Source organism: Geodermatophilus sp. SYSU D00779, from assembly GCF_054050595.1.
This window is the reverse complement of sequence record NZ_JBJGZQ010000037.1, coordinates 1-14,064: the sequence shown is the minus strand read 5'-3', so window position 1 is coordinate 14,064 and position 14,064 is coordinate 1. Positions and strand designations below refer to the sequence as shown.

Below are 14,064 nucleotides of genomic sequence, written 5' to 3'. Positions count from 1 at the left end.
GAGGATGCCGGGGTGACCTCTCCCTCTCCTGTCGGTACCCGCACGCTCGGCCGCGACGGCCTGGTCGTCTCCGCCCTCGGCCTGGGCTGCATGGGCATGAGCCAGTCGTACGGCGCGGCCGACCGCGGCGAGTCGATCGCGACCATCCACCGTGCGCTCGACCTCGGCGTGACCTTCCTCGACACCTCCGACGTCTACGGCGACGGGCACAACGAGGAGCTGGTCGGCGAGGCGATCGCCGGACGGCGCGACGAGGTGCAGCTGGCCACCAAGTTCTCGCTGTCGCGCAACGACCGCGGCGGCATGGACATCGACGGCCGCCCGGAGAACGTGCGGGCCCGCGCCGAGGCCAGCCTGCGCCGGCTCCGGGTCGACGTGATCGACCTCTACTACCAGCACCGGGTCGACCCGAAGGTGCCGATCGAGGACACCGTCGGCGCGATGGCCGAGCTCGTGCAGCAGGGCAAGGTCCGCCACCTCGGGCTCTCGGAGGCCTCGGCCACCTCGATCCGCCGCGCCGTCGCCGTCCACCCGATCGCCGCACTGCAGAGCGAGTGGTCGCTGTGGACCCGCGACCTCGAAGTGGCCGGGGGCGGTGGGGCGGGTGGGGACGCCGTGCTCGGCGTGGCCCGCGAGCACGGCATCGGCATCGTGCCGTTCAGCCCGCTGGGCCGCGGCTTCCTGACCGGTGCGATCCGCAGCCCGGAGGACTTCGGCGAGGACGACTGGCGCCGCGGCCACCCGCGCTTCACCGGCGAGGCCTTCGCGGCCAACCTGCGGTTGGTCGACGCCGTCCGCGCGATGGCCGAGGAGAAGGGCTGCACGCCCGGCCAGCTCGCGCTGGCCTGGGTCCTCGCCCAGGGGGACGACGTGGTGCCGATCCCGGGCACGAAGCGGCGCCGCTACCTGGAGGAGAACGTCGCGGCCGCCGCCGTCGAGCTGTCGGCCGAGGACCTCGCGCGGCTGGGCGAGATCGCCCCGCCCGGGGTCGCGCAGGGCGGCCGGTACGTCGACTCCTCCTACACCTACGGCGACAGCCCGGAGCGCGTGGCGTGACCGTGCCGGCGACGAGGCTGCGGGTGCCCGGGGCCGACGGCGTCGAGGTCGCCGTGCACCGGTGGGGCGCCCCCGGTGACCTGCCGCCGGTGTACCTCCAGCACGGCTTCGTCGCGGACACCCGGCTCAACTGGGTCGGCACCGGGACCGTCGGCGTCCTCCTGTCAGCCGGTCGGGAGGTCGTCGGCGTCGACGCCCGTGGGCACGGGAGGTCGGACAAGCCGCACGACCCCGCCGCCTACGGGGAGCGCCGGATGGCCGACGACCTGCGGCGGGTCGCCGACGCACTCGGCCACGACTCCTTCGACCTGGCGGGCTACTCGATGGGCGCGACGGTCGCGATGCTGACCGCGGCCACCGACCGGAGGGTGCGCCGGCTGGTCGTCGGCGGTGCCGGCGCCCCGTTCGTCGAGCCCGGTGGAACCGAGCGCCACGCCGCCCTGATGGCCCGGCTGGCCGCCGCGCTGGAGGCGGCCGACGTCGCCGACGTGCGCGACCCCGCCACCGTCGACTTCCGCCGGATGGCCGACGCCCTCGCCGCCGACCGGCACGCCCTGGCCGCGCACGCCCGCGCGGTGCACACCCGTGAGGTGGACCTGGCCGCGATCACCGCGCCCACGCTCGTCCTCGCCGGCGACGCCGATCCACTGGCGGACCGCCCCGAGGCGCTCGCCGCGGCCATCCCCGGTGCCCGGGTGGCCGTCGTCCCCGGCGACCACTCGACCGCCCTCCGGACGCCGGCCTTCGCGGCGGCGCTGGTCGACTTCCTCGGGGAGGTGTCGTGACCGACCCGAACTGCGGGGTGGCGCACGGAGCACCGGCGCCCGAGGTCACGGGGCGGGTGCTCGTCGCGGTGTTCGCGTCGCCGGTGGCCGAGGTGCTGCTGCGCTGGGGGCCCGAGCTGGGCTTCCGCACGGTGCTGCTCGACCCCGACCCCTCCCGAGGCGCCGGTGCGGTGGATCTGGCCGACGTCACCGGAGACCTCTCGGGCGCCGACCTCGTCGTCACCGACCACCACCGCCCCGAGCTCGGCGAGGTGCTGCGCGACGCCCTCGCCCGCCGGGTGCGCTGGGTCGGGGTGATGGGCAACCCGAGGCACGAGGGCCCGCACGTGGCGGCGCTGGCCGCGCTCGGCGTCCCGCCCGAGGAGGTGGCGCGGGTGCACCGGCCGATCGGGCTGGACATCGGCTCGCGGACCCCGGCCGAGATCGCGCTGAGCACGCTCGCCGGCCTGCTCGCCGACCGCAACGGCCGCAGCGGTGGGTTCGCCCACCGCCCGACGTGAGGGAGCTCGCGAGCCCACGCGGGGGCACAGCACCTCGGCGGTCGCGCTCCATCGCTGGCGTGCGGAACGGGGGCCGCGGGTGACACGTTGACCGGCACAGGAGGGCGGAACGGCCGCCCGGACGAGCGGAGGAGGACCGGGGATGGCGTCGCTGTTCAACAAGCTGACCCAGTTCGCGAACACGCCGAAGGGCCGGCAGGTCATCGCGCAGGCCACCGAGAAGGCCCAGCAGCTGGCCAAGGACCCGAAGACCCGGGCGAAGATCGACGACGCCCGCCGCCGCTTCCAGGGCGGACGCGGCACCGGACGCTGAACGGGACGCACACCGGCCCGCCCCGAGCTCGGGGCGGGCCGGTGTGCGTCTCAGGCGGCCGGGTCGGGCTGGCGCAGCAGGCCGAGCGCGGCGTCGTGCAGCCGACCGTTGGTGGCCAGCGCGCTGCCGCCGGTCGGGCCGGGGAGACCGGAGAGGTCGGTGAACGTCCCGCCGGCCTCGCGGACGATGACGTCGAGGGCGGCGAGGTCCCACACCGAGACCTCGGGTTCGCAGGCGAGGTCCACCGCGCCCTCGGCCAGCAGCACGTAGCTCCAGAAGTCGCCGTAGGCGCGGGTGCGCCACACCGACCGGGTCAGGTCGAGGAAGCCGCCGAGCAGCCCGCGCTCCTCCCAGCCGGAGAGGCTGGAGTAGGACAGGCTGGCGTCCGACAGCCGGCCGACGCCCGACACCGTGCAGCGGCTCGCCGACTCCAGCCGCCGGCCGGTCCAGGCACCCACGCCCTTGGCCGCCCACCAGCGGCGGTTGAGCGCCGGCGCGGAGACCAGGCCGACGACCGGCTCGTCACCGTCGAACAGCGCGATGAGCGTGGCCCACACGGGCACGCCCCGCACGAAGTTCTTCGTCCCGTCGATCGGGTCGAGCACCCACCGCCGCGGGCCGTGGCCGGTCGTGCCCATCTCCTCGCCGAGCACCGCGTCGCGGGTGCGCGCGCGGGCCAGCGTGATGCGCAGCTGCTCCTCCACGGCCCGGTCGGCGTCGGTGACCGGCGTGAGGTCCGGCTTGGTGTCGACCTGGAGGTCCAGCGCACGGAAGCGGTCCAGGCTGATCGAGTCCGCCTGGTCGGCCAGCACGTGCGCCAGGTGCATGTCCCCCGTGTAGTCCCGGCCCGGTGTCATGGGCACCGAACCTAGCGGGCGCTCAGTCGAAGACCGCGGCACTGACCCCGCTGGGACCCTCGTACTCCCGGTCGTCGATCTTCTGCAGCGCCTCGAGCACGTCCTTGTCGCCGCCCTTGGCGTGCTCGAGGATCTGCTCCTTCGTGGCCGGGTAGTCCATGCCCTTGAGGGCCTTCTGGATGTCGATGGGGCTCACCATGGCCCCGGCCTACCCCCGTCCGCCGCGGGCGATGCGCGGATACCGTCGGGGAGTGCGCGCCGCGACGATCGCCGGGCTGCTGGCCGACCCCGCCCGGCTCAAGGTCGTCGCCGCCCTCGCCCTGGGCGCCGGCACGCTCGAGGAGGTCGCCGAGGCCACCGGGCTGCCGCTGAAGGACGTCGCCCTGGCCGCGCGCCGGCTGGGGCGGGCGGGCCTGGTCCGCCGTGACCGGCACGCGCTCGAGCTGCTGACCGAGCAGTTCGGCGCCGCCGCCCGCGCCGCCGCCGAGGCCGCCCCGCCGCCGGAGCCGCTGTCCGACGACCCCGCCGAGGACGCCGTCCTCTCCGCGTTCGTCCGCGACGGCCGGCTGGTGTCCATCCCGGCCCAGCAGAGCAAGCGCCGGGTCGTGCTCGAGCACCTGGTCCGCGTCTTCGACGTCGGCGTCCGCTACCCCGAGCGCGAGGTCAACGCGCTGCTGGCGGTGTGGCACCCCGACACCGCCGCCCTGCGCCGCTACCTGGTCGACGAGGGCCTGCTCACCCGGGACGCCGGCCTCTACTGGCGCAGCGGCGGCTGGGTCGACGTCTGACGGACCCCGCCACTCGTGAGCTCGCGGCGGGACCCTGCAGGGGCCGCCGGGAACTCGCCGCCCGGGGCGACCACCGGGTCCTCCGCTCGGCCGGTGCCCGACGCCGACGACCTCCGCGCCCTCGCCGGAGCACGGGTCGACGCTGCGATCCCGCGAGCGCCGGAGGCACGTCCGGAACTGGTCCGACCCGGTGCGCGCCCGGCTGCGCCGACCGGACCGCATGCGGTGGCGCCGGCGCCGGAGGCAGGCGCGGAGGCGGCACTAGCCGAGGCGGACGGTGCCGTCGGCGCCGACCGACCAGCCCGGGTTGTGCGCGACCTCCCACACGACACCGTTCGGGTCGGCCACCAACGCGTGGAACACCCCGCCGAAGGCGCCCTCCTCCGGCGGGGTGAGCACCGTGCCACCGGCAGCGACCATGGCGTCGACCAGTGCGGTGACCGCGTCCCGGTCGGCGACGTTGTGCGCCAGCGTCACGCCGGAGACGGCGGGCCGCGCCGGGCCGCGGCCGAGGTCCTGCGCGAACTTCCCCGCCTCGAAGAAGGCCAGCACCGTGCCGGGCGCGACCTGGAAGAAGACGATCTCCCCGGGGACGTCGAGCAGCGGGCGCCAGCCCAGCCCGTCGACGTAGAAGCGGCGGGCGGCGTCGAGGTCGGCGCTGGCCAGGGTGGTGAAGTGGACCTGCTGGTGCACGGGGGTCTCCTCGTCGGTCAGGGCAGACTCGGGCTGTGAGCGGCTACCGGGAGGTGCGGGGGATGCGCACGGGTGCCGTCCTGTGGCGGGTCACGGCCGGCCCCGGGCACCGGGTGCTGCCCGACGGCGCGGTCGACCTGCTGTGGTGGCGCGAGTGCCTGGTGGTCGCCGGGCCGGACACCCGCGCGGTCGTCGTCGACACCGAGCCCGGCGAGGAGATCGCCGGACTGCGGCTGCCACCGGGTGCGGCGGCCGAGTTGCTCGGGCGGCCCGCCAGCGAGCTCACCGACGTCCGCACCGACCTCGCCGAGCTGGTCGGTGCCCGCGCAGCCGACCCGGGACGCGGTGCCTCCCGTCCAGGAGAGCTGCTCGAGCGGGCCTACGCCGCTCTGTGGCGACGGGCCGACCCCGACCCCGCCGCGCTGCGGCTGGCCGCGGCGCTCGACCGATCCCTGACCGTCGGCACCCCGGTCGGGCGGGTGGCCGCGCGGACCGGCCTGCCGCTGCGGACCCTGCACCGGGTCAGCACGCGGGCGTTCGGCTACGGCCCGAAGACGCTGACCCGCATCCGCCGCTTCCAGCTCGCCCTCGACCGGGCCCGGCGCGGTGAGCCCCTGGCCGAGGTGGCCGCCACCGTCGGCTACGCCGACCAGGCGCACCTGACCCGCGAGGTCACCCGGCTGGCCGGGTTGCCGCCGCGGCGGCTGCTCGGGGGTTGAGGGTGGGGGCACGCCTCGAGCCTGGTCCCGATCGGGGCGGCCGTCTTGTACGGATCGGCCAGCTCAGTAGCCGGGGCCGAGCTGGCCGACGGCGTCGAGCAGGCGGCGCAGGCTCTCCAGCCGCTCGCGGCGGGCGGGCGGACCGGCGTCGGCCCAGGCGTCCAGCGCGCAGTCGGGGTCCTCGGCGGTGTGCCCGCAGCCGGGCGGGCAGTCCACCGCGGCCTCGGCGACGTCGTCGAACGCGGCGACGACGTCCTCGGCGGTCACGTGCGCCAGGCCGAACGAGCGGATGCCCGGGGTGTCGATGACCGTGCCGCCACCGGGCAGGTCCAGCAGCACCGCCGAGGACGACGTGTGCCGGCCCTTGCCCACCTTGGTGACCTCGCCGGTGGCCCGGTCGGCGTCGGGCACCAGCCGGTTGACCAGCGTGGACTTGCCGACGCCGGACTGGCCGACCAGCACGCTCATCCGTCCGTGCAGCCGCTCCAGCAGCGGGTCCAGCGGCGCCTCCCACGACATCGGGACGGCGTCGACCTCCAGGCCGGCGTAGCGGTCGAGCAGCGGCTGCGGGCTGGCCAGGTCGGTCTTGGTCAGGCAGAGCAGCGGCTCGAGGCCACCGGCGTAGGCGGCCACCACGCAGCGGTCGAGGAAGCCCAGCGCGGGGTCGGGGTCGGCGACCGCGGTGACGATGACGAGCTGGTCGGCGTTGGCCACCACCACGCGCTCGGTGGGGTCGGTGTCGTCGGCGGTGCGGCGCAGCGACGTCGTCCGGTCCTCGATGACGACGATGCGGGCGAGGGTGTCCGGCCGGCCGCTGGTGTCGCCGACCAACCGAACCCGGTCGCCGACGACGACCCCGTGCCGGCCGAGCTCGCGGGCGCGCATCGCGGTCACCTCGAGCGGGACGCCGTCGGGGCCCTCGATCCGCACCGTCATCCGGCCGCGGTCGACGGCGACCACCAGACCCGGCACGGCGTCGGAGTGGATCGGCCGGGTGCGGGTGCGGGGCCGGGAGCCGCGCCGGCTGGGCCGGACCCGGACGTCGTCCTCGTCGGACCGGGAGTCGTGCCTGCGGGGACTCAGGGCAGGGCTCCCGCGGGCGTCTCCAGCATCCCGTCCCACCGCGCCACGAAGTCCGGCAGCGTCTTGCTCACCGCACCCGGGTCGCGCACCTCGACGCCCTCGACGGCCAGCCCGAGGACGGCCGCGGCGTGCACCATCCGGTGGTCGGCATAGCTGTCCAGGCGCGCCGCCCGGTGCGGCCCCGGCTCGATCACCAGGCCGTCGGGCAGCTGCTCGACGCGGGAACCGACCGCGGTGAGCACCTCGTCGAGCGCCTGCAGCCGGTCGGTCTCGTGGCCGCGCAGGTGGCCCACGCCGGTCAGCCGGGAGGTCCCGTCGGCCAGGGCGCAGAGCGCGGCCAGCACCGGCGTCAGCTCGCCCACCTCGCCGAGGTCGGCGACCAGCGGGCGGATGGTGCCGGTGCCGGTGACCCGGAGGCCCTCGTCGGTGCGCTCGACGCCGGCGCCCATCGCACCGAGCAGCGCGTCCAGCCGGCCGCCGGGCTGGGTGGTCTCCGCGGGCCAGTCGCGCACCGTCACCCGCCCCCCGGTCACGAGCGCGGCCGCGAGGAAGGGGGCCGCGTTGGACAGGTCGGGCTCGAGCACCTCGTCGCGCGCGGCGACGGGGCCGGGGGAGACCCGCCAGCCCCGCTCGGTGCGGACGACGTCGACGCCGCGCTCGCGCAGCGACTCCACGGTCATCTCCACGTGCGGCATCGACGGGACCCCGCCGGCGAGGGCGAGGTCGAGGCCCTCGTCGAAGCGGGCCGCGGCCAGCAGCAGCCCGGAGACGATCTGCGAGGACTCGCTCGCGTCCACGGTCACCGCGCCGCCGCGCACCCGCCCGGTGCCCTGCACGGTGAACGGCGCCCGGCCGCGGCCGCCGTCGTCCACCTGCACGCCGAGGTCCCGCAGCGCCGCGATCAGCCCGGCGTTGGGCCGCTCGTGCAGCCGCGGGTCGCCGTCCACCCGCACCGGGCCGTCGGCCAGGGCGGCGACCGGCGGCAGGAACCGCAGGACGGTGCCGGCCAGGCCGGCGTCGACCTCGGCCGGACCGCGCAGCGGACCGGGGGTGACGACCCAGTCCCCGCCGTCCTCCTCGATCCGCACACCCAGGGCCCGCAACGCCGCCGCCATCAGGTCGGTGTCCCGAGCCCGCAGCGGCCGGACCAGCCGGCCCGGGCCGTCGGCGAGCGCGGCCAGCACCAGCGCCCGGGCCGTCAACGACTTCGACCCGGGCAGCGCCACGACGGCGTCGACCGGGGTGACGCGGTGCGGCGTCGTCCAGACCTCGCTCACGGGACCATCCTGCCCTGTCGCGCCGACCGGCCGGCCGGCGCGACAGAGCAGGGCTCAGCCCGCGGCCGCGGCGTCCGCCGGCTTCGACTTCTTGGCCCCCGCGACGCGCACCAGCCGGCGGTTGGCGAACTCGAACATGCCCAGCTCGGAGAGCTCCCGCCCGTAGCCGGAGTTCTTCACGCCGCCGAAGGGCAGCTCCGGTGACGTCCCGGACGGCGAGTTGATCCACACCATGCCGGAGTCGACCTGGTCGGCCACCCGTCGGGCACGCTCCACGTCGCCGCTGAAGACGGTGGCCGACAGCCCGTACGGCGTGTCGTTGGCCAGCCGCACCGCCTCCTCCTCGCTGGAGACCCGGTGGACGACGCCGACCGGGCCGAACAGCTCCTCGCGGTAGGCGCGCATCTCCGGGGTGACGTCGGCCAGCAGGGTGGCGTGGACGTAGGCCCCCTCGCGGTCCGGGCGGCCGCCGCCGGCCAGCACCGTGGCGCCCTTGTCGATCGCGTCCTGCACCTGGGCGGTGAGGTCGGCCGCGGCGCGCTCGGAGGACAGCGGGCCCAGCCGCGTGGACGGGTCACTGGGGTCGCCCGGCTGCAGGCCCGAGAAGACCTCGGCGAGCCCGCTGACGAACTCGTCGTAGACGTCGTCCATGACGATGAACCGCTTGGCGGCGATGCAGGCCTGCCCGGCGTTCATGGTCCGGGACATCGCCGCGGCCTTCACCGTCTTCTCCACCTCAGGGGCGTCGAGGACGATGAACGGGTCGCTGCCGCCGAGCTCCAGCACCGACTTCTTCAGGTACTTGCCGGCCAGGGAGGCCACGGCGCTGCCCGCCCGGTCGCTGCCGGTCAAGGTCACACCGGCCACGTGCGGGTGGGCGATGACCTGCTCGACGTCGGAGATGCGCAGGAAGAGGTTGGTGTAGACCCCCTCGGGGACGCCGGCGTCGTGGAACAGCTGCTCCAGCGCGAGCGCGGTTTGCGGGTTGTTCTCCGCGTGCTTGAGCAGGATCGCGTTGCCCAGCACCAGGTTGGGTGCCGCGACGCGGGCCACCTGGTACAGCGGGAAGTTCCACGGCTCGATGGCCAGCAGGACGCCGGTCGGCTCGTTGACGACGACCGCCTCGCCGTCCATGACGTCGATGGGCCGCGGCTCCAGGAAGCGCGGGCCGTTCTTCGCGTAGTAGTCGAAGATGCCGGCGACCAGCATGGCCTCACCGGCGGCCTCGCGGACCGGTTTGCCCATCTCGCGGGTGATGAGCGCGGCCAGCTCGTCGCGGCGCTCGGTCACCAGCTCGCCGATCCGGCCGACGACCGCGGCCCGCTCCTCGACCGGCCGGCGGCGCCAGTCCTGGAAGGCCGCGTGCGCCCTCTCGACGACGCCCGGGACCTCCTCGCTGTCGAGGAAGGGGAACTCCTTCTCGGTCCGGCCCGTGGCCGGGTTGACCGTCGCGTACGGCCGGTCGCCGGTGGTGCTCGCGGTCTTGCCGACCGGGACGGTCTCGGTGGTGGTCACTGCTCTGTGCCTCCGTCGCGCTGCTCGGGTGTGTCCGGTCCCGTCCTACCCCTCGCCCCCGGGGGCATGCGCAGGGGGCGGCGGATGTCGGCACGGCGATCTACGCTCGCGATCACGGTCCGCCGGACCGAGCCGCCGCCCGCCGTCCGCCCGCAGGGAGGAGTGCCGCCGTGTGTGGCCGCTACGCCGCCAGCCGCCGTCCCGAGGACCTCGTCCTGGAGTTCGACGCGGTCCCGGCCGAGGGGCAGTCCCCGCTCCCGGCCGACTACAACGTCGCCCCGACCAAGGACGTCTACGTCGTGCGCACCAAGCGCGAGCGCGACGCGGAGGGGGCGCCCACCGGTGCCGCGCACCGCGAGCTGCGCGCCGTCCGCTGGGGCCTGGTGCCCTCCTGGGCCAAGGACCCGTCGGTCGGGAACCGGATGCTCAACGCCCGCGTCGAGTCGCTCACCGAGAAGCCGGCCTTCCGCCGCGCCGCCCGCTCCCGCCGCTGCCTGGTGCCGGCCGACGGCTGGTACGAGTGGGCCAGGAAGCTCGACGGCCCCGGCAAGCAGCCGTACTACGTGACCCCGCGCGACGGCTTGGTGCTCGCCTTCGCCGGTCTCTGGGAGGTCTGGGGCGAGGGCGACGACCGGCTCTACACCTGCACGGTCATCACCGAGCCCGCCGTCGGCGCGCTCACCGAGATCCACGACCGGATGCCCCTGGTGCTGCCCCGCGAGCGCTGGGCCGACTGGCTGGACCCGGCGCGCGAGGACGTCGCCGAGCTGGCCGCGCCGACCCCGCCGGAGCTGGTGGAGGGCCTGGAGGTGCGGCCGGTGAGCCCCGCGGTCAACAGCGTGAAGAACAACGGCGTCGAGCTGACCGCCCGCGTCGAGTCGGTCGCCGCGCCGGCCGACCAGCCCGCGCTCTTCTGAGGTGGCCGACACCGAGGAGGCCCTGGCCGAGAGCGGCGACCGGACCGGCTCGGCCGCGCTGCCCGACGGGGTGGCCGCCGTCGTCACCTTCCTGGCCTCCGGCGCCGTGCTGGTCCTGGAGATCGCCGGGCTGCGGCTGATCGCGCCCTACGTCGGCATCACCCTGCAGACCAACACCGCGGTCATCGGCTTCGCGCTGGCCGCGATCGCGGTCGGGGCGTGGATGGGCGGTGCCCTGGCCGACCGCACCGACCCGCGCCGGCTCATCGCGCCGCTGCTGGTCGCCGGTGGCGCGCTCGTGGTCGCCGTCCTGCCGCTGGTGCGCTTCGCCGGGTCGGTGTTGACCGGTGCCGACGCCGGCAGCGTCCTGCTGCTGGCCGCCGTCGCCGTCGTCGTCCCCGCGGCGCTGCTGTCGGCGGTGCCGCCGATGGTCGTCAAGCTGCAGCTGGCCAGCCTCGCCGAGACCGGCTCGGTGGTGGGCCGGCTCTCGGGCATCGGCACCCTCGGCGGGATCGCCGCCACCTTCCTCACCGGCTTCCTGCTGGTCGCGGTGTTCCCGACCAGCGGCATCCTCGTCGGCACCGGCCTGGTCACCGTGCTGACGGGGATCGCGGTCGGGGTGCTGCTGCGGCGGCGCACCGGGGGTGCCGCCGGGCGGGTGCCGGTGGCGCTGCTCCTGCTGGCCGTGGCCGGCTCGCTGCTCGCCGCGGTCGCGCCCAGCCGCTGCCAGGCCGAGACCGCCTACCACTGCGCACGGGTGGCCGCCGACCCCGAGCGGGACAGCGGCCGGGTGCTGGTCCTCGACACGCTGCGGCACTCCTACGTCGACCTGGCCGACCCCACGTACCTGGAGTTCACGTACGTCCGGGCGATCGCCGCGGTCACCGACGCGATGGCGCCTGCGGGCGAGCCGCTCTCGGCTCTGCACCTCGGCGGCGGCGGGGCGACCGTGCCGCGCTACCTCGCCGCCGTCCGCCCGGGCACCGAGAGCCTGGTCGTCGAGGTCGACCCCGGGGTGGTCGCGATGGACCGCCAGCAGCTCGGGCTGACCGAGACCGACGGCCTGCGCGTCGAGGTCGCCGACGCCCGCGTCGGGCTCGAGCAGGAGGCACCCGGGGAGCGCGACCTCGTCGTCGGCGACGCGTTCGGCGGGCTGTCGGTGCCCTGGCAGCTGACCACCGTGGAGGCGCTGGGCCTGGTCGACCGCGCGCTCACCGACGACGGCGTCTACGTCGCCAACCTCATCGACCACCCGCCGCTGGCCTTCGTGCGCGCCGAGCTGGCCACCCTGCGGGCGGTCTTCCCGCACGTCGCGCTGCTCGCCCGGGACGCCGTCCTGGCGGGGGAGGAGGGCGGCAACGTCGTCGTCCTGGCCTCGCAGCAGCCGCTGCCGCTCGACGCGGTCGGCACCGAGCTGGGCGAGCGGGACCTGGACTGGCGGGTGGCCTCCGGCGCGGAGCTGGCGGAGTTCGTCGGGGACGCCGAGGTGCTCACCGACGACCACGCGCCGGTCGACCAGCTGCTCACCCCGTACGCCACGGCCGGCTCCTGAACCCACCGGGACGGCCGGGCGCCCCGGCCCCCGCCCTGAGCCTGCGCCCCTGTGCCCGCCCCAGCGGTGATCATGGAGATGCGGTGGCGACACGCCCACGACGGACGTCGTGTCGCCACCGCAGGTCCATGATCGTCCGGGGGAGCGGGATGCGGCGAGGCCGTCAGCGGCCGATCGCGGCGGTGCGCGCGCGGGTCAGCCGCACCAGGTCGGCCGGTGCCAGTTCCACCTGCAGGCCCCGCCGTCCGGCGCTGACCATCACCGTGGGGAACTCCAGGGCGGACTCGTCGACGACCGTCGGCAGGGCCTTGCGCTGCCCGAGCGGGCTGATGCCGCCGAGCACGTAGCCGGTCGTGCGCTCGGCGTCGGCCGGGTCGGCCATCGTCGCCTTCCGCCCGCCGGTCGCCGCCGCCAGCGCCTTGAGGTCCAGGCTCCCGGCCACCGGGACGACGGCGACGGTCAGTGCGCCGTCCACCCGGGCGACCAGCGTCTTGAACACCTGCCGCGGGTCCTGGCCGAGCGCGGCCACCGCGGCCTCCCCGTACCCGTGTCCCTCGGCGTGCTCCGGGTCGTAGGTGTGCAGGGTGTGGGCCACCCGGGCCCGCTCGAGAGCCCGCACCGCGGGGGTCGCCGCCACGGTGCGGGAGCGTAGCCAGCGGCGCCGCCCACCTGGTTCCACCTCACACCGGGGAATGGGCGCCCACGCGCGCACGGTTGGACAGGCCGTGAGCAGCACCCTCTCCACCAGCGCACGCCAGCGCCCTGCGCTCCGGCGGCCCCCGGGCCGGCCCGGTGCCGCGCGGCTAGGATCGTCGGAGGCGGTGGCCCGCGTCCGGGCTCCGCAGAGAGGACGGTCGGTGCCTGAGGAGTCCGTGGACCGCACGCCCGAGACCACGACCGCCGACGCCGTCGAGCAGAGCTCGCCGGTCGAGGTGCCCGAAGCGCGGGAGGGCGGCAGCCGCACGGAGGTCGACGAGACCCGTGCCGAGCGCGACGCCCGTTTCGAGCGGGACGCGCTGCCCTACCTCGACCAGCTCTACCCGGCGGCCCTGCGGATGACCCGCAACCCGGCCGACGCCGAGGACCTGGTCCAGGAGACGTTCGTGAAGGCCTACTCGGCCTTCCACCAGTTCGCCGAGGGCACGAACCTCAAGGCCTGGCTGTACCGGATCCTGACCAACACCTACATCAACAGCTACCGCAAGAAGCAGCGGCAGCCGCAGCAGTACCCCACCGACCAGGTGCAGGACTGGCAGCTGTACGCCGCCGAGGAGCACACCTCCAGCGGCCTGCGCTCGGCGGAGATCGAGGCGCTGGACCACCTGCCGGACTCCGACATCAAGGAGGCCCTCCAGCAGCTGCCGGAGGACTTCCGCCTGGCGGTCTACCTCGCCGACGTCGAGGGGTTCGCGTACAAGGAGATCGCCGAGATCATGGGCACGCCCATCGGCACGGTGATGTCCCGCCTGCACCGCGGCCGCCGCGGGCTGCAGAAGCTGCTGGCCGACTACGCCCGGGAGCGCGGCTTCGTCCGGGCCGGTGCCGGGGAGGAGGCGAGCCGTTCATGACCAGCGACCAGCGTCCGGACGCCGGCGAGCCGATCTCGATCGACTCCTGTGACGACGTCCTGTCCCACGTGTTCGAGTTCCTCGACCACGAGACCGAGCCCGCCCGGCGCGAGGTCATCGCCGAGCACCTCGAGGACTGCTCGCCCTGCCTGCGGCAGTTCGGCATCGAGCAGGAGTTCAAGGCCCTGGTCCGCCGTCGCTGCGGGGGCGACACCCCGCCGCCCGGCCTGCGGGACCGGATCAAGCTGCAGCTGACCTCCGTCTCCTTCGAGGAGGACGGTACGCAGGTCAGCGTCGAGCGGGTCAGCGTGGAGCGCACGCAGGAGCGGCCCACCACCGCCTGAAGGACCACCCTCCCCCCCACGCTCGGCGCGGGCTCCTGGGGGTGGCCTGAACGCCAGAGGCCCAGAACCCGACGGGTTCTGGGCCTCTGGCGTTCAG

The 14,064-nt window shown here is 75.5% G+C and carries 17 protein-coding genes; 10 read left to right on the top strand and 7 right to left on the bottom strand.

Translation table 11 applies throughout. From position 1 onward, the window contains the following. The first annotated feature begins 12 nt into the window (after window positions 1–12). The 4 genes from ACI79G_RS22480 to ACI79G_RS22465 all read left to right on the top strand — a co-directional run bounded on the left by ACI79G_RS22480 (window position 13) and on the right by ACI79G_RS22465 (window position 2,654). Window positions 13–1,056, top strand: a complete 1,044-nt coding sequence (locus tag ACI79G_RS22480) for an aldo/keto reductase (RefSeq protein ID WP_456883261.1) — start codon at window positions 13–15, stop codon at window positions 1,054–1,056. Next, a complete protein-coding gene (locus ACI79G_RS22475) occupies window positions 1,053–1,841 on the top strand; it encodes an alpha/beta fold hydrolase (RefSeq protein WP_456883260.1) in 789 nt (262 codons plus the stop codon). Before ACI79G_RS22480 ends, ACI79G_RS22475 begins: the two co-directional genes overlap by 4 nt. Further along, complete coding sequence (locus tag ACI79G_RS22470) at window positions 1,838–2,341, top strand: XdhC family protein (RefSeq protein WP_456883259.1); 504 nt, start codon at window positions 1,838–1,840, stop codon at window positions 2,339–2,341. Before ACI79G_RS22475 ends, ACI79G_RS22470 begins: the two co-directional genes overlap by 4 nt. A 142-nt stretch (window positions 2,342–2,483) precedes the next feature. Next, window positions 2,484–2,654, top strand: a complete 171-nt coding sequence (locus tag ACI79G_RS22465) for a hypothetical protein (RefSeq protein WP_175479354.1) — start codon at window positions 2,484–2,486, stop codon at window positions 2,652–2,654. 50 nt (window positions 2,655–2,704) lie between these two features. On the opposite strand, the gene hisN is transcribed toward ACI79G_RS22465, so the two are convergent. Then, a complete protein-coding gene (gene hisN, locus ACI79G_RS22460; protein ID WP_456883258.1) occupies window positions 2,705–3,511 on the bottom strand; it encodes a histidinol-phosphatase in 807 nt (268 codons plus the stop codon). Between the two features lie 22 nt (window positions 3,512–3,533). Beyond that, window positions 3,534–3,710 carry a DUF2795 domain-containing protein gene (locus tag ACI79G_RS22455; protein WP_091212799.1) on the bottom strand — a complete coding sequence of 59 codons (177 nt, stop codon included), beginning with the start codon at window positions 3,708–3,710 and terminating at the stop codon, window positions 3,534–3,536. Window positions 3,711–3,762: 52 nt separating this feature from the next. Here ACI79G_RS22455 and ACI79G_RS22450 point away from each other — a divergent pair, with 52 nt between their 5' ends. Continuing rightward, on the top strand, window positions 3,763–4,299 hold the full coding sequence (locus ACI79G_RS22450) for a DUF2087 domain-containing protein (RefSeq protein ID WP_091212797.1): 537 nt from the start codon (window positions 3,763–3,765) through the stop codon (window positions 4,297–4,299). 261 nt (window positions 4,300–4,560) lie between these two features. Here ACI79G_RS22450 and ACI79G_RS22445 read toward each other — a convergent pair whose 3' ends face one another. After that, window positions 4,561–4,992, bottom strand: coding sequence for a VOC family protein (locus tag ACI79G_RS22445; protein WP_456883257.1), 432 nt, complete (start codon window positions 4,990–4,992; stop codon window positions 4,561–4,563). 35 nt (window positions 4,993–5,027) lie between these two features. On the opposite strand from ACI79G_RS22445, the gene ACI79G_RS22440 reads away from it, so the two are divergent. Beyond that, window positions 5,028–5,711, top strand: a complete 684-nt coding sequence (locus tag ACI79G_RS22440; RefSeq protein WP_456883256.1) for a helix-turn-helix domain-containing protein — start codon at window positions 5,028–5,030, stop codon at window positions 5,709–5,711. A 63-nt stretch (window positions 5,712–5,774) separates the two neighbouring features. On the opposite strand, the gene rsgA is transcribed toward ACI79G_RS22440, so the two are convergent. From rsgA to ACI79G_RS22425, 3 genes are all read right to left on the bottom strand, one after another. Then, a complete protein-coding gene (gene rsgA, locus ACI79G_RS22435) occupies window positions 5,775–6,683 on the bottom strand; it encodes a ribosome small subunit-dependent GTPase A (protein ID WP_456883255.1) in 909 nt (302 codons plus the stop codon). A gap of 107 nt (window positions 6,684–6,790) precedes the next feature. Beyond that, entirely contained in the window at window positions 6,791–8,071 is a 1,281-nt protein-coding gene (gene aroA, locus ACI79G_RS22430) for a 3-phosphoshikimate 1-carboxyvinyltransferase (RefSeq protein WP_456883254.1), read from the bottom strand. 54 nt (window positions 8,072–8,125) lie between these two features. Next, window positions 8,126–9,586 carry an NAD-dependent succinate-semialdehyde dehydrogenase gene (locus ACI79G_RS22425; RefSeq protein ID WP_456883253.1) on the bottom strand — a complete coding sequence of 487 codons (1,461 nt, stop codon included), beginning with the start codon at window positions 9,584–9,586 and terminating at the stop codon, window positions 8,126–8,128. Window positions 9,587–9,756: 170 nt separating this feature from the next. Between ACI79G_RS22425 and ACI79G_RS22420 the strand changes: the two genes are divergently transcribed. Then, complete coding sequence (locus ACI79G_RS22420) at window positions 9,757–10,503, top strand: SOS response-associated peptidase (RefSeq protein ID WP_456883252.1); 747 nt, start codon at window positions 9,757–9,759, stop codon at window positions 10,501–10,503. 1 nt (window position 10,504) lies between these two features. Continuing rightward, complete coding sequence (locus ACI79G_RS22415) at window positions 10,505–12,055, top strand: fused MFS/spermidine synthase (protein ID WP_456883251.1); 1,551 nt, start codon at window positions 10,505–10,507, stop codon at window positions 12,053–12,055. Window positions 12,056–12,218: 163 nt separating this feature from the next. On the opposite strand, the gene ybaK is transcribed toward ACI79G_RS22415, so the two are convergent. Beyond that, the gene (gene ybaK, locus ACI79G_RS22410; RefSeq protein WP_456883250.1) at window positions 12,219–12,692 is read right to left on the bottom strand and encodes a Cys-tRNA(Pro) deacylase; all 474 of its coding nucleotides are present in this window, start codon (window positions 12,690–12,692) and stop codon (window positions 12,219–12,221) included. Between the two features lie 235 nt (window positions 12,693–12,927). On the opposite strand from ybaK, the gene ACI79G_RS22405 reads away from it, so the two are divergent. Continuing rightward, complete coding sequence (locus ACI79G_RS22405) at window positions 12,928–13,623, top strand: sigma-70 family RNA polymerase sigma factor (RefSeq protein ID WP_456883249.1); 696 nt, start codon at window positions 12,928–12,930, stop codon at window positions 13,621–13,623. Beyond that, window positions 13,620–13,967 (top strand): mycothiol system anti-sigma-R factor, encoded by a 348-nt coding sequence (gene rsrA / locus ACI79G_RS22400; RefSeq protein ID WP_091212780.1) that lies wholly within the window; start codon window positions 13,620–13,622, stop codon window positions 13,965–13,967. Before ACI79G_RS22405 ends, rsrA begins: the two co-directional genes overlap by 4 nt. The last annotated feature ends 97 nt before the right edge of the window (window positions 13,968–14,064 follow it).